The organism is Sphingomonas sp. J344 (assembly GCF_024700005.1).
In the GTDB taxonomy this organism is placed as follows: Bacteria; Pseudomonadota; Alphaproteobacteria; order Sphingomonadales; family Sphingomonadaceae; genus Sphingomonas.
Window position 1 is genome coordinate 2,551,079 of record NZ_JAJONB010000001.1, and the last position, 19,018, is coordinate 2,570,096.

17 protein-coding genes and 3 pseudogenes are annotated in these 19,018 nt (G+C 66.5%); 12 read left to right on the plus strand and 8 right to left on the minus strand.

Annotation, left to right across the window (positions count from 1 at the left end):
• Window position 1: 1 nt before the first annotated feature.
• The 3 genes and pseudogenes from recO to LRS12_RS12920 form a co-directional block, all read left to right on the plus strand.
• Window positions 2-733, plus strand: a complete 732-nt coding sequence (gene recO, locus LRS12_RS12910) for a DNA repair protein RecO (RefSeq protein ID WP_257844885.1) — start codon at window positions 2-4, stop codon at window positions 731-733.
• Between the two features lie 49 nt (window positions 734-782).
• Window positions 783-1,829: a 3-isopropylmalate dehydrogenase gene (leuB, locus tag LRS12_RS12915; RefSeq protein ID WP_257844886.1), complete on the plus strand. Its 1,047-nt coding sequence runs from the start codon at window positions 783-785 to the stop codon at window positions 1,827-1,829.
• 65 nt (window positions 1,830-1,894) lie between these two features.
• Window positions 1,895-2,920: pseudogene (locus LRS12_RS12920) on the plus strand (glycosyltransferase); the annotation flags it as partial.
• A 6-nt stretch (window positions 2,921-2,926) separates the two neighbouring features.
• Here LRS12_RS12920 and LRS12_RS12925 read toward each other — a convergent pair.
• Both LRS12_RS12925 and LRS12_RS12930 read right to left on the minus strand, forming a co-directional pair.
• On the minus strand, window positions 2,927-3,424 hold the full coding sequence (locus LRS12_RS12925; protein WP_257845509.1) for a hypothetical protein: 498 nt from the start codon (window positions 3,422-3,424) through the stop codon (window positions 2,927-2,929).
• The gene (locus LRS12_RS12930) at window positions 3,327-4,166 is read right to left on the minus strand and encodes a phospholipid carrier-dependent glycosyltransferase (protein ID WP_257844887.1); all 840 of its coding nucleotides are present in this window, start codon (window positions 4,164-4,166) and stop codon (window positions 3,327-3,329) included. Before LRS12_RS12930 ends, LRS12_RS12925 begins: the two co-directional genes overlap by 98 nt.
• Window positions 4,167-4,248: 82 nt before the next feature.
• Between LRS12_RS12930 and LRS12_RS12935 the strand changes: the two genes are divergently transcribed.
• Genes LRS12_RS12935 through LRS12_RS12955 form a run of 5 tightly spaced genes read left to right on the plus strand, consistent with a single transcriptional unit; the run spans window position 4,249 to window position 8,061 of the window.
• A complete protein-coding gene (locus tag LRS12_RS12935; protein WP_257844888.1) occupies window positions 4,249-5,457 on the plus strand; it encodes a PLP-dependent aspartate aminotransferase family protein in 1,209 nt (402 codons plus the stop codon).
• On the plus strand, window positions 5,454-5,852 hold the full coding sequence (gene apaG / locus LRS12_RS12940) for a Co2+/Mg2+ efflux protein ApaG (RefSeq protein WP_257844889.1): 399 nt from the start codon (window positions 5,454-5,456) through the stop codon (window positions 5,850-5,852). The genes LRS12_RS12935 and apaG overlap by 4 nt, the downstream gene beginning before the upstream one ends.
• Window positions 5,853-5,855: 3 nt before the next feature.
• The gene (locus tag LRS12_RS12945; protein ID WP_257844890.1) at window positions 5,856-6,650 is read left to right on the plus strand and encodes a LysR family transcriptional regulator; all 795 of its coding nucleotides are present in this window, start codon (window positions 5,856-5,858) and stop codon (window positions 6,648-6,650) included.
• Window positions 6,647-7,531, plus strand: coding sequence for a hypothetical protein (locus LRS12_RS12950; RefSeq protein WP_257844891.1), 885 nt, complete (start codon window positions 6,647-6,649; stop codon window positions 7,529-7,531). Before LRS12_RS12945 ends, LRS12_RS12950 begins: the two co-directional genes overlap by 4 nt.
• Before the next feature lie 17 nt (window positions 7,532-7,548).
• Window positions 7,549-8,061, plus strand: coding sequence for a GNAT family N-acetyltransferase (locus LRS12_RS12955; protein WP_257844892.1), 513 nt, complete (start codon window positions 7,549-7,551; stop codon window positions 8,059-8,061).
• A gap of 9 nt (window positions 8,062-8,070) precedes the next feature.
• Here the strand turns inward: LRS12_RS12955 and parE are convergent, their stop codons facing one another.
• Window positions 8,071-10,053, minus strand: coding sequence for a DNA topoisomerase IV subunit B (gene parE / locus LRS12_RS12960; RefSeq protein WP_257844893.1), 1,983 nt, complete (start codon window positions 10,051-10,053; stop codon window positions 8,071-8,073).
• 147 nt (window positions 10,054-10,200) lie between these two features.
• Between parE and LRS12_RS12965 the strand changes: the two genes are divergently transcribed.
• Entirely contained in the window at window positions 10,201-11,025 is an 825-nt protein-coding gene (locus tag LRS12_RS12965) for an outer membrane protein (protein WP_257844894.1), read from the plus strand.
• Window positions 11,026-11,089: 64 nt separating this feature from the next.
• Here LRS12_RS12965 and LRS12_RS12970 read toward each other — a convergent pair whose 3' ends face one another.
• The 3 genes and pseudogenes from LRS12_RS12970 to LRS12_RS20040 all read right to left on the minus strand — a co-directional run bounded on the left by LRS12_RS12970 (window position 11,090) and on the right by LRS12_RS20040 (window position 13,729).
• On the minus strand, window positions 11,090-12,634 hold the full coding sequence (locus LRS12_RS12970) for a methyl-accepting chemotaxis protein (RefSeq protein ID WP_257844895.1): 1,545 nt from the start codon (window positions 12,632-12,634) through the stop codon (window positions 11,090-11,092).
• Entirely contained in the window at window positions 12,631-12,909 is a 279-nt protein-coding gene (locus LRS12_RS12975; RefSeq protein WP_257844896.1) for a hypothetical protein, read from the minus strand. Before LRS12_RS12975 ends, LRS12_RS12970 begins: the two co-directional genes overlap by 4 nt.
• Before the next feature lie 132 nt (window positions 12,910-13,041).
• A pseudogene (locus tag LRS12_RS20040) lies at window positions 13,042-13,729 on the minus strand (GcrA family cell cycle regulator).
• 63 nt (window positions 13,730-13,792) lie between these two features.
• On the opposite strand from LRS12_RS20040, the pseudogene LRS12_RS12990 reads away from it, so the two are divergent.
• Window positions 13,793-14,639, plus strand: a pseudogene (locus LRS12_RS12990) (ABC transporter permease).
• Here the strand turns inward: LRS12_RS12990 and LRS12_RS12995 are convergent.
• Together LRS12_RS12995 and LRS12_RS13000 are read right to left on the minus strand one after the other, a co-directional pair.
• Complete coding sequence (locus tag LRS12_RS12995; RefSeq protein ID WP_257844899.1) at window positions 14,629-15,618, minus strand: sensor histidine kinase; 990 nt, start codon at window positions 15,616-15,618, stop codon at window positions 14,629-14,631. The pseudogene LRS12_RS12990 and the gene LRS12_RS12995 overlap by 11 nt on opposite strands.
• 17 nt (window positions 15,619-15,635) lie before the next feature.
• Entirely contained in the window at window positions 15,636-16,595 is a 960-nt protein-coding gene (locus LRS12_RS13000; protein WP_257844900.1) for a hypothetical protein, read from the minus strand.
• Between the two features lie 273 nt (window positions 16,596-16,868).
• Between LRS12_RS13000 and LRS12_RS13005 the strand changes: the two genes are divergently transcribed.
• Both LRS12_RS13005 and argF read left to right on the plus strand, forming a co-directional pair.
• Window positions 16,869-18,062: an aspartate aminotransferase family protein gene (locus LRS12_RS13005; RefSeq protein WP_257844901.1), complete on the plus strand. Its 1,194-nt coding sequence runs from the start codon at window positions 16,869-16,871 to the stop codon at window positions 18,060-18,062.
• Complete coding sequence (gene argF / locus LRS12_RS13010) at window positions 18,063-18,986, plus strand: ornithine carbamoyltransferase (protein WP_257844902.1); 924 nt, start codon at window positions 18,063-18,065, stop codon at window positions 18,984-18,986.
• Window positions 18,987-19,018 lie beyond the last annotated feature (32 nt).

Here is a 19,018-nt window from a genome sequence, read left to right on the forward strand (position 1 = left end):
CATGCATCTGCGTGCCCCCGCCATCATCGTCGCGATCCGCCCCCATGGCGAGAGCGGCGCGATCGTCCGGGCGCTGACGGCGGAAGCGGGGTTGTTGGCGGGCTATGTCCGCGGCGGTCGGTCGCGGCAACACCGCCCGGTGCTTCAGCCCGGCAACGACATCCTCGGGGATTGGCGGGCCAGGACCGAGGATCAACTGCCGGCCCTGGTGGCGGAACTGACGCACAGCCGCGCCCCGCTGTTCCGCGAGCCGCTCCCCGCCGCGGCGATCGATTGGGCCACCGCGCTGACCGCCGCGGCCTTGCCCGAGGGCCAGACCTATCCGCCGATCCATGCGGCACTTGGCGGTCTGCTCGACGCCATCGAAGCCGCCCCGGCGGCGCGGGGCTGGGCGGTGGCGATGGTCCGCTACGAATTGTTGCTGCTGGCCCTGCTCGGCTTCGGCCTCGACCTCGACCAGTGCGTCGCCACCGGCGGGACCGAGGATCTGGCGTTCGTCAGCCCCAAAAGCGGCATGGCGGTCAGCACCGCCGCAGCGGTGGGCTATGAGGCAAGGCTGTTCCGCCTACCGCCATTCCTCCGCGAGGGCGGCGCAGCGGAGTGGGACGACATCCTGGACGGCCTCCGCCTCACCGGCCATTTCCTCGAACGCGACCTGCTCCACGGCAAGGCGGCGGAGGTGCTGGCGGCACGCGAGCGGCTGGTCGACCGGATTAACAGGGCGGTTGCGTGATGCGGCGCAGCACGGCAAGGGGCCAACACCCTGAGCAGGTGGAGTAGCCATGCCGTTGATCGCAATCCTTCCCGGTGACGGGATCGGCCCCGAAGTGACCGCACAGGCGCGGCGCGTGCTGGATGTGCTCGACCTTGGCCTGAGCTTCGAGGAAACCCCGGTCGGCGGTGCGGCCTATTTCAGCGATGGCCATCCGCTGCCGCCTGCGACGCTCGACCTTGCAAAGCGCGCAGATGCGATTCTGTTCGGCGCAGTCGGTGATCCGCGTTGCGACGCGCTGGAGCGGCATCTGCGCCCCGAACAGGCGATCCTGGGGCTGCGTAAGGAACTTGGCCTGTTCGCCAATCTACGCCCCGCGACGCTGTTCCCCGGACTTGAGGACGCCTCTGCGCTGCGGCCGGAAGTCGCGGGCGCGATCGACATGGTGATCGTGCGCGAGCTCAATGGCGACGTCTATTTCGGCGAAAAGGGGATGCGCACTACCGCGTCAGGCCGCCGCGAGGGCTATGACGTCATGTCGTATAACGAGGACGAGGTCGCCCGGATCGCAAAGGTAGGGTTTGAGACCGCGCGCGCGCGTCGCGGCAAGCTGTGCTCGGTCGACAAGGCAAACGTCCTCGAAACCTCGCAGCTGTGGCGCGATGTGGTGATTGAGGTCGCGGCCGACTATCCCGACATCGAACTCAGCCACATGTATGTCGATAACGCCGCGATGCAGCTGGTGCGCAACCCCGGCCAGTTCGACGTGATCGTCACCGGAAACCTCTTTGGCGACATCCTGTCGGATCAGGCGAGCATGTGCGCCGGGTCGATCGGGATGCTGCCCTCTGCCTCGCTCGATGGCAGCGGCAGGGGGTTGTACGAGCCGATCCACGGCTCCGCACCCGACATCGCCGGGCAGGGCAAGGCCAATCCGTGCGCGACGATCCTGTCGGCGGCGATGCTGCTGCGCTATTCGCTTGGGCTTGCGGAGGCGGCGGACCGGATCGAGGCGGCGGTGACTGCGGCGCTGACCAGTGGCGCACGCACGCCCGACCTGGGCGGAGCGCTGTCGACGGCACAGATGGGCGATGCAGTGGTGAAGGCGCTGGGGTGACCGCGGGCGAACTCGAACTGGCGGTCGTCGTCCCGACCTTCAATGAGTCGCGCAACGTCCCGCTGATGGTGGCCGCGCTCCACAAGGCGCTGGCGGGGCGGCGCTGGGAGGTGATCTTCGTCGACGACAACAGCCCCGACGGCACCGCCGACGCGGCGCGCGCGATCGGGCGCAGCGACCCGCGCGTGCGGGTGGTGCAGCGGATCGGGCGGCGCGGGCTGTCCTCCGCGACGATCGAGGGGATGTGCGCCACCGCCGCGCCGTTCGTCGCGGTGATCGACGGCGATATGCAGCATGACGAGACGCTGTTGCCGAAGATGCTCGATGCGCTGCGTGCCGACGACAGCGTCGACGTCGCGATCGGATCGCGCTTCGTCGAGGGTGGCGGGACCGGCGAATGGGACCGCGACCGCGTGGCCAAGTCCGAGCTCGCGACCCGCATCTCGCGCAAGGTGCTGAAGGCCGATCTCAGCGACCCGATGAGCGGCTTCTTCATGGTTCGCAGCGAGGTGGTGCGCGCGATCATCCCGCATTTGTCCGCGATCGGGTTCAAGATCCTGCTCGACATCCTGACCGCCAGCCCGCGCGCGCTCAAGTTCGTCGAGCTTCCCTATGTCTTCCGCACGCGCCAGACCGGTGAGAGCAAGCTCGATCATGTCGTCGCGATGGAATTCCTGATCGCGCTCTATGACCGCATGTTCGGGCGATTGGTGCCGGTGCGCTTCGTCATGTTTTCTGCAATCGGTGCGATCGGGGCAGGTGTGCATTTCGCAGCGCTCTGGCTGTTCTTCCGCCTGTTCGGCACCAGCTTCCTCACCGGAACGATCGTCGCGACGCTGATCGCGATGACCTTCAACTTCTTCCTCAACAACGCGCTCACCTATCGCGACGCGCGGCTAAAGGGGTTCAGGCAGCTGGTCGACGGCTGGGTCGGCTTTTGCATCGTCTGCTCGGTCGGCGCGGTGGCGAACGTTGGCGTCGCGGCGTTCCTGCACGATGTCCAGCAGGCGCAATGGGCTCCGTCCGCGCTGGCAGGGATCGCGGTCGCGGCGGTATGGAATTTCGCGCTGTCGTCGCGCTTCGTGTGGGGGGCGGTATTAAGCCCAGCCCGGCAGCCACATCCAGCGGGTGAAGGCGCGCGTGCTCGTCAGGTCCTGCGCCGCGATGATCGGGTAGAAATAGGCGAACATCCCGACGGCAGGTACCAGCAGCCATTCGTCGCGCTGCTTCAGCACGTCGCGCCAATGGTTGAGGGCGACAGCCAGTACCACGCACAGGATGATGCTGGGCAGATAGTAATAATAGAAAAAGCCCAGCGACTTGGGGATGATCGCCCAGATGCCGAGCGAGAAGGTCCAGAGGATCGCGGCGGCGAGCGGCACGACTGCCCTTTGCTTCACACCCGCCCACCAGCATGCCGCGACCGCGACCAGCCCGGTCCACATGATGACGGGGTTGCCGATCAGCAGCACGCCGCGCATCGCCCCCTGATCGGGCTCATAGAAATACCAGATCGGGCGCAGCATCAGCGGCCAGCTCCACCAGCTCGACTGATAGTTGTGCGCGGCCAGCACCTGCGTCTGGAGCGCCAGCATCTCGAACTGGAACGGGATCAGCCGGGCCAGCGTCATCGGGTCGGTGCGGTAGAAAAAAGCGGGGGGCGAAGGTCGCGAAATAGGTCGCGATGCTGACGATCCCCATGACCGCCAGCGCGGGCAGCCAGTGCATCCCGCCGAAGCGCTTCGGGTCGCGATAGCGCAGCCACAGGAAGGCGACTCCCGTCAGTGCGACATAGGGGATCGCCGCCCATTTGACGCCCACCGCTGCACCGAACAGCAGTGCGGAGGCGACCCAATAGCCCCAAGCCCGCCGCGACTCGGCGTGCATCGCGGCGAGGAAGGCGACCCCGGCCCAGACCAGAAACCCGCCCATGAAGATGTCGAGCATGCCGATCCGCGCCTGCACGAACACCATCTGCCCGAGCATCGCGAAGATCGCGGCGAACAGAGCCGGGCGGGTCGCGCGGGTGAGCAGCAGCGTGAAGGCATAGACGCCGGCGATCGTCGCGCTGCCAAACAGCGTCGAGAACAGCCGCCATCCCAGCGCATTGTCGCCGATCAGATGAATGCCCAGCGCGATCAGCGACTTGCCCAGCATCGGATGCTCGGGATTGGTGATGTGCGAGAAGTCGAGCAGGATCCGCGCAGCGGGCACATAGTGTACCTCGTCGAACAGCAGGATGCTCGGGCGCTCGACGCCGATGGTGAACAGGGACTGCGCAATGGCCGCGATAAGCAGGCCGAGCAGGACGGGGCGCTGTTCGAGACGGTCGAGCATCGCCCAAGTCGATAGCTGAGCTTCGCGCCCGCGTCATCCGTCGCGCTTGCGCCCGCGCGGCTTCCGCTTCTAGAGGGGCAACATGAAGCGTCGCACCGGACAAGACCGCGAGATCACCCGCCACTGGAAGCCCGCCACGCTCGCGGTGCGCGGGGGGACCGCGCGCAGCGAATGGGGGGAGACGAGCGAGGCGCTCTTTCTGACCTCTGGCTATGCCTATGACTGCGCGGGGGACGCGGCAGCACGCTTTGCCGGCGATCAACAGGGCATGACCTATTCGCGGCTTCAGAACCCGACTGTCGAGATGCTCGAACAGCGCATCGCCTTGCTCGAAGGGGCCGAAGCATGCCGCGCGACCGCGTCCGGCATGGCGGCGATGACCGCAGCCTTGTTGTGCCAGCTGTCGGCGGGCGACCATCTCGTCGGCGGGCGCGCCGCGTTCGGATCGTGCCGCTGGCTCACCGACACGCTGATGCCGCGCTTCGGGATCGAGACGACCGTCGTAGATGCGCGCGACCCGCAGCAGTTCGTCGATGCGATCCGCCCGAATACCAAGGTGTTCTTCTTCGAGACCCCGGCCAATCCGACGATGGATATCGTCGATCTCAAGGCGGTGTGCGACATCGCGCGCGAACGCGGCATCGTCACCGTGGTCGACAACGCCTTTGCCACCCCCGCGCTGCAACGTCCGATGGAGTTCGGCGCGGACGTGGTCGCCTATAGCGCGACCAAGATGATGGACGGGCAGGGCCGCGTCCTTGCTGGCGCGATCTGCGGGAGCGAGGACTTCATCACCAACACGCTGCTGCCGTTCCACCGCAATACCGGGCCGACGCTGAGTGCGTTCAATGCCTGGGTGGTGCTCAAGGGGCTGGAGACGCTCGACCTGCGCATCCAGCGCCAGAGCGAGAATGCGGTGAGGGTCGCGCGCTTCCTTGAGGGGCGCGTGCCGATGGTCAATTATCCCGGCCTGCCCAGCCATCCGCAGCATAATCTGGCGATGAGCCAGATGGCGGCGGCAGGACCGATCTTCTCGTTCGAGGTCGATGGCGGGCGTGCGCAGGCGCACGGCCTGCTCGACGCGCTCGGCCTCATCGACATTTCGAACAATATCGGCGATTCTCGCTCGCTGATGACCCATCCCGCCTCCACCACGCACAGCGGCGTCGCCGAGGATCAGCGGCTGCTGATGGGCGTGCGCGAAGGGATGCTGCGGCTCAACGTGGGTCTTGAGGACCCTGAAGACCTGATCGCCGACCTCGATCAGGCGCTGGGATCGGTCGGGCTGTGAAGGCGCTGTTCGGCCAGGAAGCGGTGACCCGCGACATCACGGTGCTGGTGTCGGTCAGCTACCTGTCCGATCAGTCCGAACCGGGGCGTGGCCGCTGGTTCTGGTCCTATCATATCCGCATCGAAAACGGGTCGCACCAGGCGGTGCAGCTGCTCTCGCGCCGCTGGACGATCACCGACGGGCGCGGCAGCCAGCATATCGTCGAGGGCGAGGGCGTCGTCGGCGAACAGCCGATGATCGCGCCCGGATCGAGTTACGATTATGTCTCGGGCTGCCCGCTGACCACGCCGACCGGGTGGATGGAGGGTAGCTATGTCATGGTCGGTGCGGACGGGCATGAATTCGACGTGGCGATCCCCCGCTTCGCGCTGCGCGCGCCGGCGGTGGCGGAGTAACAGATGAAGCGCACCCACCTCCCCCTCAACGGCCTGCGCGTGCTCGACGCGGCGGCGCGGCATCTGTCCTTCACCCGCGCGGCGGACGAGCTGGCGGTGACCCCGGCGGCGGTCGGGCAGCAGATCCGCGCGCTCGAGGATACGCTGGGCGTCGTGCTGTTCCGCCGGACGACCAAGGGTCTGGAGCTGACCCCGGAGGCGCATGCCGGGCTCGACGCGCTGCGCGCCGGGTTCCTCCAGTTCGAGGAATCGGTGCGCGCGATGCAGGCCGGGCAATCGTCCAAGTCGCTGACCATCGCCGCGCCGCGCGACCTGACCGAAAAATGGCTGATGCCGCGCCTCGCCGAAATCGCGCGTGCGGACCCCGAACTGCGCTTCGTGCTGATCGCGGCGGACGAGGCGATCGACTTCACCGAGGCCAATCTCGACCTTGCGATCCGCTGGGGGGAAGGGCCGGGCGAGCATGAGGGCGAGGCGCTGGAAAGCGACGGGATGGTCACCGTCGCCAAGCCCGGCGGGCGCGGCGAAACGCCCATCGGCTGGCCCGGTTGTGTTGCGGAGGATGGCGCGGCGCTCGTTCGGGTCGGCGACGCAGGCCTTGCACTCGACGCCGCCGCCGAGGGGCTGGGCCGCGCGACCGTGCCGGAACTGCTCGCGCGCGCCGACATCGACGCGGGCCGCGTCGTGGTGGTCGGCGAGCCGATCCCCTCGCGGCTCGGCTACTGGCTGGTCGCGCCGCTGCCGCAATGGCGGCAGAAGAAGGTCAAGTCGCTGGTCGAGGCGCTGGGGGAGGCGTGACACGGATCGTGGCTTGGCTCGCTGCAATCGCGGCGATGATCGCGGTTCCTGCCGTAGCCAGCACGTATTTCACGGTCCGCAAAACCTGCCCGGTGGGTGGCCAGAAATTCAAGTTTCAGGAACTGGGCAGCATCTCGACCTGGGGCGCCTTGCCCGACGGTATGCCCGTGGGATCGGGCGAATTTCCAATCCGGTCTCCACAATGTCCAGGCAACGGACTGGTGATGTTTCGCGATTTCTCCCGACCCGAAATCGCGAAGCTGACGCCCTATGTTCAGGGTGAAGTGTATCGCGGGCTGCGCGCAGCGGGTGAGACGCCCTATTATCTCGCCTTTCACGCGGCGCGGATGTTGGGTGATGCCAATCCCGAATGGCTGTTGCTGTCGGCGACGTGGGAGGCAAAGAACGCCGGGTCCGCTGCCGCTGCCCGTGCTGATCGCTACAATGCCGAGTTTGCCGATCAGGTGAAAGCGCGCGCGGCAAGCGCCGCCGATTTCGTATCGATTGCGATGCGGGCCCGCGCGGCGAACGCTTTGCGAGAGCTTGGTCGCTTTGACGAGGCAGAAGCGTTGCGGGCGGCCATCGTGATCGCTCCGGACGCCGGGGGCAGCGCGGACGATGCTGCTGAAAATCGGGAAGGCTGGGCGAAATATCTGCGCGATCTCGTCGGGCCGATTGCGCGTCGCGATATGACACGCGTCCCGATCGATATGATGACGCAAGACTATGCCGTCTATCGCTGCCTTGAAAAGGAGCAGGCCGCAAAGCATGGCCTGCCCGAGCCCGCTGCGCTGACCGAATTCGAGGTTCGATATTGCGCGCGACCTGAACGGGTTCAGGCCATCGAGCAGGCGCGGAAGCGATCGGCAGATGCGATGTGATCGCACCGCGTGACCCCGTGGTTCTGGAAACCCCGCGCCTGATCCTGCGGCCGCGGCGCTTGCGCGATGCCGAGGCACTGTTCCCCAGCTTCGCCGATCCCGATCTGATGCGCTACTGGTCCGGTCCGCCGCACAGCAGCGTCGATGAGACGCGCGCGGATTTCGAACGCCACGCCTCCGACTGGCGCGCCTGGGCGGTCACGCTGCGCGGCGACGATACCGCGATCGGCATGGTCGCGGCGGGCGAAAAGCGGCAGGGCAATGTCACCGAACTCGGCTATCTCTTTGCACGCACGCACTGGGGCGGCGGCTTCGCGCGCGAGGCCGTCAGCGCAGTGATCGACCGCATCTTTGCCGAGGGGCAGCGCAAGGTGTTCGCCGACACCGACCCCGACAATGCCGCGTCACGCGGTCTGCTCGAACGGCTGGGCTTCAAGCTCGAAGGCTATCTGCGCGCCGAATGGGAAACCCATATCGGCGTGCGCGACACGACCATCTACGGCCTGCTCCGCGACGAGTGGGTGCGCTGACGCACTGCGTCAGGCGTCAATCGCTTCCTCGTCCAGCCGCGCGGCGTTCTCCTGGATGAAGGCGAAGCGGTGCGCCGGGTTGGTTCCCATCAGCCGGTCGACCAGATCCTTGACCCCGGCGCGCTCCTCATATTCCTGCGGCAGGGTGATGCGCAGCATCGATCGGGTGGCTGGATCCATCGTAGTCTCGCGCAGCTGGCCCGGATTCATCTCGCCAAGGCCCTTGAAGCGCGACACCTCGACCTTGCGGCCCTTGAACGGTCCCGCCTCGATCTCCGCCCGGTGCGCGTCGTCGCGGGCGTAGAGGCTCTTGGCCCCGGCGGTGATGCGATAGAGCGGCGGCTGGGCGAGGTAGAGGTGTCCACGCCGGACGATGTCGGGCATCTCCTGGAAGAAGAAGGTCATCAACAACGTCGCGATATGTGCGCCGTCCACGTCCGCGTCGGTCATGATGACGATGCGTTCGTAGCGCAGATTGTCGGGCTGGCAGTCCTTGCGCGTGCCACAGCCGAGCGCGAGGATCAGGTCGGCGATCTCGCTGTTCGCGCCGATCTTTGCGCTGGTTGCCGACGCGACGTTGAGGATTTTGCCGCGGATCGGAAGGATCGCCTGGGTCTTGCGGTCGCGCGCCTGCTTGGCACTCCCGCCGGCCGAGTCACCCTCGACGATGAACAATTCGGTCCCCGCCGGATCGTCGGCGGAGCAGTCGGTGAGCTTGCCGGGGAGGCGCAGCTTGCGGCCGCTGGTCGCGGTCTTGCGCTTGACCTCGCGCTCCTGCTTGCGGCGCAGGCGGTCGTCCATCCGCTCGAGCACATAGTTCAGCAGCGCCTTGCCGCGGTCCATCCGGTCGGCGAGGAAATGGTCGAAATGGTCGCGCACCGCCTTTTCGACCAATGCGGTCGCCTCTGGAGAGGTCAGGCGATCCTTGGTCTGCGACTGGAATTGCGGATCGCGAATGAACACCGACAGCATCAGCTCCGACCCGACCATGATGTCGTCGGCGGTGATGTCTTTGGCCTTCTTCTGGCCGACCAGCTCGCCGAACGCGCGGATGCCGCGCACCAGTGCCTGGCGCAGCCCTTGTTCGTGGCTGCCGCCATCGGGGGTCGGGATGGTGTTGCAATACCAGCTGTAGCTGCCGTCGCTCCATAGCGGCCAGGCGACCGCCCATTCGACGCTACCCTGCGCTTCGCCGGGAAAGTCCTGCCGTCCCGCGAAGAACTCCGCAGTCGCACCCTCGCGCGTGCCGAGCTGTTCCCGCAAATGATCGGCAAGCCCGCCGGGGAACTGGAACATCGCCTCGGCCGGGGTGTCATCCGAAATCAGCTCGGGCGCGCATTTCCAGCGGATTTCGACGCCCGCGAACAGATACGCCTTGGACCGGGCGAGCTTGTAGAGCCGTGCGGGCTTGAAGTGCATCTCACCGAAAATCTCGGTGTCGGGCGTGAAGGCGACGCTGGTGCCGCGCCGGTTGGGCGTCGGCCCGACCAGCTCGATCGGGCCCAGCGTCTGCCCCTGGCTGAAGCGCTGACGATAGAGTTGGCGGTCGCGCGCCACCTCCACGACCATATCGGTCGATAGCGCGTTGACCACGCTGCTGCCCACGCCATGCAGACCGCCCGATGTCGCATAGGCCTTGCCCGAGAATTTGCCGCCCGCGTGCAGCGTCGAGAAGATCACCTCCAGCGCCGATTTGTCGGGGAACTTCGGGTGAGGATCGGTCGGAATGCCGCGGCCATTGTCGGTGATGGTCAGCCGGTTGCCGACGTCCAATGTCACCTCGATCCGGCTGGCATGGCCCGCGACCGCCTCGTCCATCGCATTGTCGAGGATTTCGGCAGCGAGGTGGTGCAGCGCGCGCTCGTCGGTGCCGCCGATATACATGCCGGGGCGACGACGCACGGGTTCCAGCCCCTCCAGCACCTCGATCGAGCTGGCGTCATAGGCGTTGGTGGGGGAAGCGGAACCGGACTGGAAAAGATCGGACGACATTTGTTCTGGCTAGTCCGCCGCACGGGTCGGGGCAAGCGCGGGTGTTGCTGCGTGGCAACATGAATGTGGAAATTCGGAACGGGGCGGGAAAGAAGCGCGTCCTGCCTCGTTAACCTCGCGCAAGTTTATCAACGGAGTATCCTGTAAATGCGTATGCGTACCCTGCTGGGGGCCGGAGCGGCCGCCCTGACCCTCGCTGCTGCCCCGGCTCTGGCCCAGGACGGCGAGCCCGCCTTTGACGGCCTCTACGTCGGCGGTTCGGTCGGCTATACCGTCCAGAACAATGATGTCGGTGAGACGATCGAGTTTGATGCGGGCCGCGACGGCAGCTTCGGCGACACGATCGCAACCTCGACCGGCGCGAACGCCTTCTCGCCGGGCTTCTGCAACGGCGCGGCGACGTCGAGCGCCAATGTCGCCTGCACCAACGACAAGGATGATCTCGAATATTATGGCCGCATCGGCTTCGACAAGCAGATGGGCAAGGTCGTGATCGGCGCGGTGGCCGAGTTCGGCAAGACGCAGGCGCGCGACAGCGTCAGCGCCTACAGCACCACGCCTGCTTTCTACACCATGACTCGCGAACTCGACTGGAACGCGGCGCTGCGCCTGCGCGCCGGCCTGGTCGCGGGCGAGAGCACCCTGTTCTACGCCACCGGTGGCGGCGCCTATGCGAAGCTCGACAACAGCTTCAGCAGCAGCAACACGGCCAACAGCTTTACGCTGGAAGGCGACGACATGGCCTGGGGCTGGCAGGCCGGCGGCGGTGTCGAGCAGAAGATCGGCCGCAATTTCTCGATCGGCCTGGAATATCTCTACAGCCGTTATGACGATAGTAATGCGCGCGTCGCGGTCGGCACCGGCACGGCGGGTGCGACCAACCCGTTCGTGCTGGCGGGTGGCGCGGATTTCCGTCGCAGCTCGGATTTCGACTTCCATTCGCTGCGCGCGACGGCGGCATTCCGCTTCTAAACAACTTCCCGAGCGGGAGTCTGGAGCCGGCGGGGCGACCCGTCGGCTTCTTCTTTTTGTGGGTTTAGGCCGCGTCGAGCTTGGTCAGGAACCCGCGCGTCGATTCGTCGAGCGCCTTGGCGGTGCGGGACAGGGCACCCGCAGCAGCTGCGACGCGGTCGGACAGTTGTTCCGTTTCGCCTGCCATCGCGGCTACTCCGCGCACACGCTCGGCCATGAAGGCCGCACCGGTGGCGGTATCACGCGCCGAGCGGTCGATCGCCGACGCGGTCTCTCGCTGCGCATCCACTGCGGCGCGGATCGCTTCGGCGGCGGTGGCGAGGTCGCCGACCATCGCGGTGATCTCCGACAGGGCATCTTGGGCGACTTCCGCCCCGCCATGCATTGAATCGGCGAGGTGGCGAATTTCGCCGGTGGCGCGCGCAGCCTCGCTCGCCAGTTGCTTCACCTCGTGCGCGACCACCGCAAAGCCGCGCCCGGCCTCACCAGCGCGCGACGCTTCGATCGTGGCGTTGAGTGCGAGCAAATTGGTGCGCGTCGCGATCTCGTGGATCGATTCGGCAAAGCTGGTGATCGTCTGCGACCGCTGAGTCAGCGCCACGACCGCGCCGCGTCCGCCATCCGAAATGCTGCTGGCGTCGTCGCTGCGCTGCGCCTGCTGGTCGGCGCTGGCGGCGATCGCGGTGATCGAGGTCGAGAGCTCGTGGAGGCGAATCGCCAGCGTCTCGGCGGCGCCGGAGGTCTGGCTGGCGCTAGCAGCGGTCTCGCCCGATTCGCGGCTGGCGCGGCGGGCGACGCCGTTGAGCGATCCGGCGAGCTGTTCGAGTTCGCCCGCCGCAGTGCCGACAGTGGCGACGATGCCGCTCATCGATTGCTGGAAGGCTTCTGCGAGGCGGCGGTTGTCTTCACGCCGTGCCGCTTCGGCTTCGCGGCGCTGCGCCTCGGCTTCGCGCGCGAGCGATTCGCGGGCGCTGCGTTCAATGCTTTCGCGGCGTGCAGCGGCGGCGGCTTCCTGCATTGCGCCTTCCGCTTCGATCCGGCGCTGCTCGGCAATCGCGGCGGCGCGGTCGCTCGCCTCGCGCGCTTCGCCGTGCCGCCACAAGAGGTTGCGGATGGTGAGGGTCAGATGGATCAGCACCGCGGCCTGCATCACCACCGCCAGCGCGTGGAACAGCACGCGGCCAAGGTCGCCTGCGCCGGTGAACACCCATGCGGGCGCGGCATATTGCAGGACAAGGTGGTGGACCGCGATCAGCGCCGAGGCGAAGACGATCGCGCGCGCGTCGCACAGGATCGTCAGCGCGGCGAGCGCGACGAAGAAATACATGTGCCCGTCCATCTGCCAGGCATGGCCGCTGAGTGCATAGACGGCGAGCGCGGGCTGGACTGCGGCGAGCGAGGCGATGATCAACCGCGCGTGACGATCGACGCGGCGCTGACGGACCATCAGCGTGGGCAGGATGTTGGCGAGGATGCCAATCACCGCGAGCGGTAGCGTCCGGTCGCTGCCCGCGATCAGGCTGAGCAGGATGATCGCGACGGTGTTGAACCAGCTGACCCCGACCAGGATCGCCGCGCCGCGCAGACGCAGCAGGGTGATGTCCTTCATGCGGCAACTCCCTGGCTGCACAGGCCGCGCGGGGCGGCAAGGGCGATCACGCCGGTTCCGAGCAGCGGCGCGAGATGCGCGCGTGTGCCGCTGACCAGGATCATGTTGGCCATCGGGCCGCGTCCGGCCAGCGTCGCCCCGGCATTCAGTGCGGGGCCGACCAGCCGTGCGCCGTCACGCCCGTCGAGCGCAACCAGCAGCATCGGCCCTTCGCGGGGTGGCCAGAAAGCGAGCGTTGCGGCACCTGCCGCAATGAGCGCGGCCTGTATCAGCACGGGAGCAGATCGGCGGAGGTGAAGGACGCGGGACACGCGCCGGTACTACTGCCGATATGGTTAAGTGAGTCTTGACCATCCGGGCCGGGATTGCCCGCAAGCTACCCGTTCCGGTTAGCAGAAACGCTGGGTCTACCGGACGCGTGGGCCGCCATAGGGCAAAGGCGGCGGCGGACGGCGATCACGGCGCGGAAGCTGCGCCTGATAGGCGTGGCCGCAGTGATCGACGCAATAAGGGAAGCCGGGGTTCACCTTCTCGCCACAGAAATGGAAATCTGGCTCACCCGGATGACCCAGCGGCCATTTACAGATGCGGTCGTTGAGATCGAGCAGGCTGGTCTTTCCCTCGATCTCCTTGCTCGGCTTGGCCGGAACCAGGCGGCGCGGCGGGGCCGGGGCGATCGGCGGGGCCTGTTCGCCGGGATTCTGGCGGATGAAGCCGCCGGGGCCGACCGAGCGCAGCACCGGGCCTTCGCGCACGGCTGCAGGGGCCGGAGTGTCGTCCTCGTCCTCGTCCGCATCATCGACAACCGGCGCGGGCGCGGGTGTAGGCGCAGCGGCCGCCGGTACGGCGGCGCGTGGCGCGGGGGGCTGCCGGAGCAGGCTTGGGCGCGGGCGGCGCAGCTGACGCGGGTGTGGGCTTCGCCTCGGTCGCATTCGCCTTCACCGGCGACGGGCGCGAGGCGAGGCCCAGGCGATGCGCCTTGCCGATCACGGCATTGCGGCTCACTCCGCCGAGTTCCTCGGCAATCTGGGTCGCGGTCAGTCCGCTGTCCCACATCTTGCGCAGCGTCTCGATCCGTTCGTCGGTCCAGCTCATTTGTCGTCCCTAAAGAATCAATCCCGTTGCCGGGTTTGGCGTCAGCGATTAACCGGCCTTTGCATGACCGACCAGTCCCCGCCGCCCGAAAGCATGATCGCCGGCCCCGGCGTTCCGGTAATCCGTAACGTGAATTGGGGCGGGCTGTGGACCCTCTATGTGAAGGAGGTGCGCCGTTTCTTCAAGGTGCAGCTCCAGACGGTATGGGCACCGGCAGTCACGACGTTGTTATTTCTGGTGGTTTTCACGGTCGCTTTGGGCGGAGGCGGGCGCACGGTGACGCTCGGTGGCACCGCGGTTCCCTTTGCCAACTTTCTCGCGCCCGGCCTGATCGTCATGGGAATGCTCCAGAACGCCTTCGCCAACGCCAGCTTTTCGCTGCTGGTCGGCAAGATTCAGGGGACGATCGTCGATTATCTGATGCCGCCGCTGTCGACCGGCGAACTGCTCGCGGCGCTGTGCGGTGGAGCCGTCACCCGCGCCTTCTGCGTCGGTGCGGCAGTGTGGCTGGCGATGGCGCTGTGGCCCGGGGTCACCGTTACCCCGGTGCATTTTTGGGCGATCCTGTGGTTCGGTCTGCTCGGCTCCTTGTTCCTTGCGCTGATGGGGGGTGCTCACCTCGATCTGGGCGGAGAAGTTCGACCATGCCGCTGCGGTCACCAACTTCGTGGTCGCGCCGCTCGCCCTGCTGTCGGGGACCTTTTATTCAGTCGATCGCCTGTCACCGCTGTTTCAGGCGATCAGTCACGCCAACCCCTTTTTCTACATCATCTCGGGTTTTCGTTACGGGTTCCTGGGCGTCGCCGATTCGCCAATCCTGGTCGGGAGCGCGGTAATCCTCGCGCTCGACGTCGCGCTGGCGCTCGCCTGCTATGCGCTGTTGCGCTCGGGCTGGAAGATCAAGAGCTAGCGGCGGCGCTTTCCATCTGCGCTGCGTCGCCCAGCGCAGGGACGGTGAAGCGGAAGGCGGCACCATGCGGCTGGAGACTTTCGGCGACCAGCGTGCCGCCATGCGCCTCGACGATTCGTTTTGAGATGTTGAGGCCGATGCCGAGCCCGGTTTCGCCCTTGGTCGAGGAGAAACGCTGGCCCAGCCGTTCGGCGAATCCCTCGGGCAGACCGGCACCATTGTCGGATACTTCGATCTCGACCAGGTGGTCGCCCGATCGGCGCGCGACAATGTCAATCCGCGCCTCGCGCCCGGCCTCTTCGCATGCCTCGAACGAATTGCGGAGCAGATTGACCATCACCTGCTGAATCTGGATGCGGTCGACATAGACTGGGGGTGTGTCGAACGGGATGTCCACCTTTACCTGACCCCGCATCCGCCGCGATCCAATGCGTACCAGATTCACCGCGTCCTTTACCACGACGTCCAGCGACTCGCGGCGCAGCTCGATTTCACGATTGGCGAGAAAGGCGCGCAGCCGGCTGATAATTCCCCCCGCGCGCAGGAGCTGGGCGCTGATTTCCTTGAGATAGTCGCGGGCCTTGTCGGCGTCGCCGCGCTGGTCCAGCACATAGGCGGCGGTTGAGGCATAATTGGTCGCGGCGGTCAGCGGCTGGTTGATTTCATGTGCGATGTCGCCGGCCAGTTCGCCCATCGCGTTCTGCCGCGACAGGTGCATCAGCTGGAAATTGAGGCCGTTGAGCTGATCCTCCATCGCCATGCGATCGGTCAGGTCGCGGACGAATGCGACGCATACCCGTTCACCTTCCTGCTCGGCGATGCCAAGCCGCAGCTCAGCGGGGAAGGTCGTGTCGTCGCAGCGCTGACCGGTGGTAATGATCGCGCCGCCGCGCGTGCCACTCGGGGTGCGCACCAGGCTGTCGAACGTGTCGATCGGCGCTTCCAACAGGCTGTGGAGTGACTTGCCGGTCAGTTCCATATCACCGCACCGCCACATCAGGGGGTCGAGGCGCTGTAGGTACGGATCACCAGATCATCGCCAGTGACGATCAGCGCATCGGGCGCGGTGCCGAGGATCGAGTGGAGCTTGGCTTCTCCCCCGGCCAGCATACGGTTCTGTACGTTGGCGCGGTGGGTCACATAGGCGAGTAGCGCTGCGAGCACGACGAGGTTGGCCATCGCGATCAGAAAATAGAGTTCGGCCTGTCCCTGTGTGGTCTCGCCACGGATCCAGACCAAGATCAGCGCCGGGAGCACCGCCGCGACGATGATGACCGGCTGAATCCGCTGGAGCGTATTCCATGGCGAGACCGGGGACGTAGCGACGTCGCGCGGCAGGTCTGCGGCGGTCAGAATCGATGCGCACAACAGAATGATTGGCGCGCTCGACGCGATCGTCACGCCAAAGAAGCGGATATTGGCCGAAACCTGCCCGCCAAGGGTGAAGGTGAGCAGCAGCAGCATCCCTGCGAGCGCAATGCTCGCTGCCGGACCCGCCCACCAGCGCGTTTCGCGCCGCCGAGCGCCCAGCAGAAACAGGGCCGTGACCAACAAACCGAGTACCACCAGCGGGCCGAGCGGGATGATCCGGCGCCCGCGCAGCGGAGCAAGTTCGAGCTTCTCGGCGAAGATCAGCCGGGATATTCCGATATCGATGTCAGTAAGATGCTGGATCAGGACAATGCCGAGATAGGTAGCCGGAAGCAACAGGATCAGCCGCGACGCGCAGCGATATCCGATTGCGTGCAGTACCGCCGCCATCGACATCAGCAGGAAAACCAGCGCCGTCCCCGGCAGGATCGGATAGCGCGCCGCCCCCAGCCCGCGCAGAACCGGGACGTCGAACTGCCATCCCGAGAGCACCACAAGTGGCATCAGAGCGGCCGCTGCGGCGAACGCGACCGAAAGCGTGATCGGCCCGCGACCGCGTATTTCGGCTCCCTTTAACGCAAGCATGGCCATCTTCGTCTCGTCAATCCCGCGCCGGGCACCGAGATCTAACCTGGCACCCCGGCACAGGTCGCCGCGACCTGACGGGTCGGGTTGGACTCCAGACTCCGCCGCGACCCGCGCAGCTTAAGCGGTTACGCGGATTTTGCCACCCTTGCAGTTTCCCTAGCGTCGATTCGTTTCGGCCCCGGATTATTGACGCCTTTGGAGCGACATCTTAGGGTCTCGCTCCGGGCGGTTCGCAATGGGCCGCCCTTTTCTGTTGGAAGGAGGCTGCCCGTGTCGATCACCCCGCTCATGCCCGTTTACCCACGGTGCGATGTGCGTCCGGTGCGAGGCGAGGGGTGCTACCTCATCGGCGAGCGTGGCGAGCGCTATCTCGATTTCGCGGCGGGCATTGCGGTCAACGCGCTGGGTCACGGCCACCCGTCCTTTACTAAGGCGGTGCAGGATCAGGTCGCTACGCTGATGCACGTCAGCAACCTCTACGGCTCGCCGCAGGGTGAGGCACTGGCGCAGCGGCTGGTCGATGCGAGCTTCGCCGACACGGTGTTCTTCACCAACTCCGGCGTCGAGGCGATCGAGTGCGCGATCAAGACCGCGCGCCGCTATCATTACATCACCGGCAACCCGCAGCGGCACAAGCTGATCACGTTCAAGAATGCCTTCCACGGTCGTTCGATCGGCGCGATTTCGGCCACCGATCAGGCAAAGATGCGCGACGGGTTCGAGCCGCTGCTCCCCGGCTTCGACTATGTGAAGTTCAACGATCTCGACGGCGCGCTTGCCGCGATCGACGATGAGACGGCGGGTTTCCTCGTGGAGACGGTGCAGGGCGAGGGCGGGATGACCGCCGGCACGACCGAATTCATCCAGGGGCTGCGCAAGGCGTGCGACGAACACGGCCTGCTGCTGATCCTCGACGAAATCCAGTGCGGTTACGGCCGCACCGGCAAGATGTGGGCCTACGAGCATTACGGCATCACCCCCGACATCATGACCGTCGCCAAGGGGATCGGGAACGGCTTCCCGCTCGGTGCCTGCCTCGCCACTGAGGAAGCGGCGAAGGGCATGGTCGCGGGCACGCACGGATCGACCTATGGCGGCAACCCGCTGGCGATGGCGGCGGGGCAGGCGGTGCTCGACGTGATGCAGGAGCCCGGCTTCCTCGATCACGTCACCGCGATGGGGGATCGCCTGCGCGCGGCGTTCGAGCAGTTAATCCCCAACCACGATCATCTGTTCGAGGAAATCCGCGGCAAGGGGCTGATGCTGGGCATCAAGATGAAGGAGCCGGCGGTCAGCCGCGACTTCGTGGCGCATCTGCGCGACCATCACGGGCTGTTGACCGTGGCGGCGGGCGAGAATGTGTTCCGCGTGCTGCCGCCGCTGGTGATCGACGAAAGCCATGTCGCCGAGTGCATCGAAAAGCTGAGTGCGGGCGCGCGCAGCTATGCGGTGCCGGCGGCATAGATGGCCTATCGCAATTTCCTGTCGTTGAGCGACGCTGGCCCTGACGGCCTCGCCGCGATCCTTGCCGACGCGATCGACCGCAAGGCGGCGCGCGCGGGCTGGCCCAAGGGGCGCGTTGATGCCGACGCGCCGCTCGCTGGCCACACCCTTGCGATGGTGTTCGAGAAGAATTCCACCCGCACCCGCGTGAGCTTCGAGATGGCGATCCGTCAGCTCGGTGGCAGCGCGATCGTGCTGGACGCAGCGACCAGCCAGCTCGGGCGCGGCGAGACCGTGGCGGATACGGCGCGCGTCCTGTCGGGCTATTGCGACGCGATCATGGTGCGCACCGACGATCACGCCAAGCTGCTCGAAATGGCCGAATACGCCACCGTCCCGGTGATCAACGGCCTGACCGACGATAGCCATCCGTGCCAGATCGTCGCCGATCTGCAGACGATCCTGGAGAGCGGCAAGGCGCTGCCCGGCCTCAAGGTCGCGTGGCTCGGCGACGGCAACAATGTCCTCGCCTCGATCGTCGAGGCGGCGGGGCTGATGCAGTTCGACGTGGTCGCCGCCTGCCCGCAGAGCTTCTCGCTCCCCGACGCGGCGATGGCGCTGGGCAAGGGGCGTGCGACCTGCGTCAACGATCCCGCCGAGGCGGTGGCGGGCGCGGACGTGATCGTCACCGACACCTGGATCTCGATGGGCCAGCTGCATGCCGAGGCAAAGCTCGCCGCGCTCGCCCCCTATCAGGTCGATGCGGCGCTGATGGCCAAGGCCAAGCCCGACGCGAAATTCCTCCACTGCCTCCCCGCGCATCGCGGCGAGGAGGTCACGCCGGAGGTGATCGACGGCCCGCAATCGCTGATCTGGCCCGAGGCGGAAAACCGCCTGCATGGGCAAAAGGCAGTGCTGCGCTGGTGCTTCGGGCAAATCGGGTGAGTTGACGCGCAAGGCGTCGCTCCCCAATTAGC

What these genes read in the sequence shown, in the direction of transcription:
- recO (WP_257844885.1), top strand. Translation starts at nt 2, where the DNA reads ATGCATCTGCGTGCCCCCGCCATCATCGTCGCGATCCGCCCCCATGGC.
- leuB (WP_257844886.1), top strand. Translation starts at nt 783, where the DNA reads ATGCCGTTGATCGCAATCCTTCCCGGTGACGGGATCGGCCCCGAAGTG.
- LRS12_RS12925 (WP_257845509.1), bottom strand. Translation starts at nt 3,424, where the DNA reads ATGCTGGCGCTCCAGACGCAGGTGCTGGCCGCGCACAACTATCAGTCG.
- LRS12_RS12930 (WP_257844887.1), bottom strand. Translation starts at nt 4,166, where the DNA reads ATGCTCGACCGTCTCGAACAGCGCCCCGTCCTGCTCGGCCTGCTTATC.
- LRS12_RS12935 (WP_257844888.1), top strand. Translation starts at nt 4,249, where the DNA reads ATGAAGCGTCGCACCGGACAAGACCGCGAGATCACCCGCCACTGGAAG.
- LRS12_RS12945 (WP_257844890.1), top strand. Translation starts at nt 5,856, where the DNA reads ATGAAGCGCACCCACCTCCCCCTCAACGGCCTGCGCGTGCTCGACGCG.
- parE (WP_257844893.1), bottom strand. Translation starts at nt 10,053, where the DNA reads ATGTCGTCCGATCTTTTCCAGTCCGGTTCCGCTTCCCCCACCAACGCC.
- LRS12_RS12965 (WP_257844894.1), top strand. Translation starts at nt 10,201, where the DNA reads ATGCGTATGCGTACCCTGCTGGGGGCCGGAGCGGCCGCCCTGACCCTC.
- LRS12_RS12970 (WP_257844895.1), bottom strand. Translation starts at nt 12,634, where the DNA reads ATGAAGGACATCACCCTGCTGCGTCTGCGCGGCGCGGCGATCCTGGTC.
- LRS12_RS12995 (WP_257844899.1), bottom strand. Translation starts at nt 15,618, where the DNA reads ATGGAACTGACCGGCAAGTCACTCCACAGCCTGTTGGAAGCGCCGATC.
- LRS12_RS13000 (WP_257844900.1), bottom strand. Translation starts at nt 16,595, where the DNA reads ATGCTTGCGTTAAAGGGAGCCGAAATACGCGGTCGCGGGCCGATCACG.
- argF (WP_257844902.1), top strand. Translation starts at nt 18,063, where the DNA reads ATGGCCTATCGCAATTTCCTGTCGTTGAGCGACGCTGGCCCTGACGGC.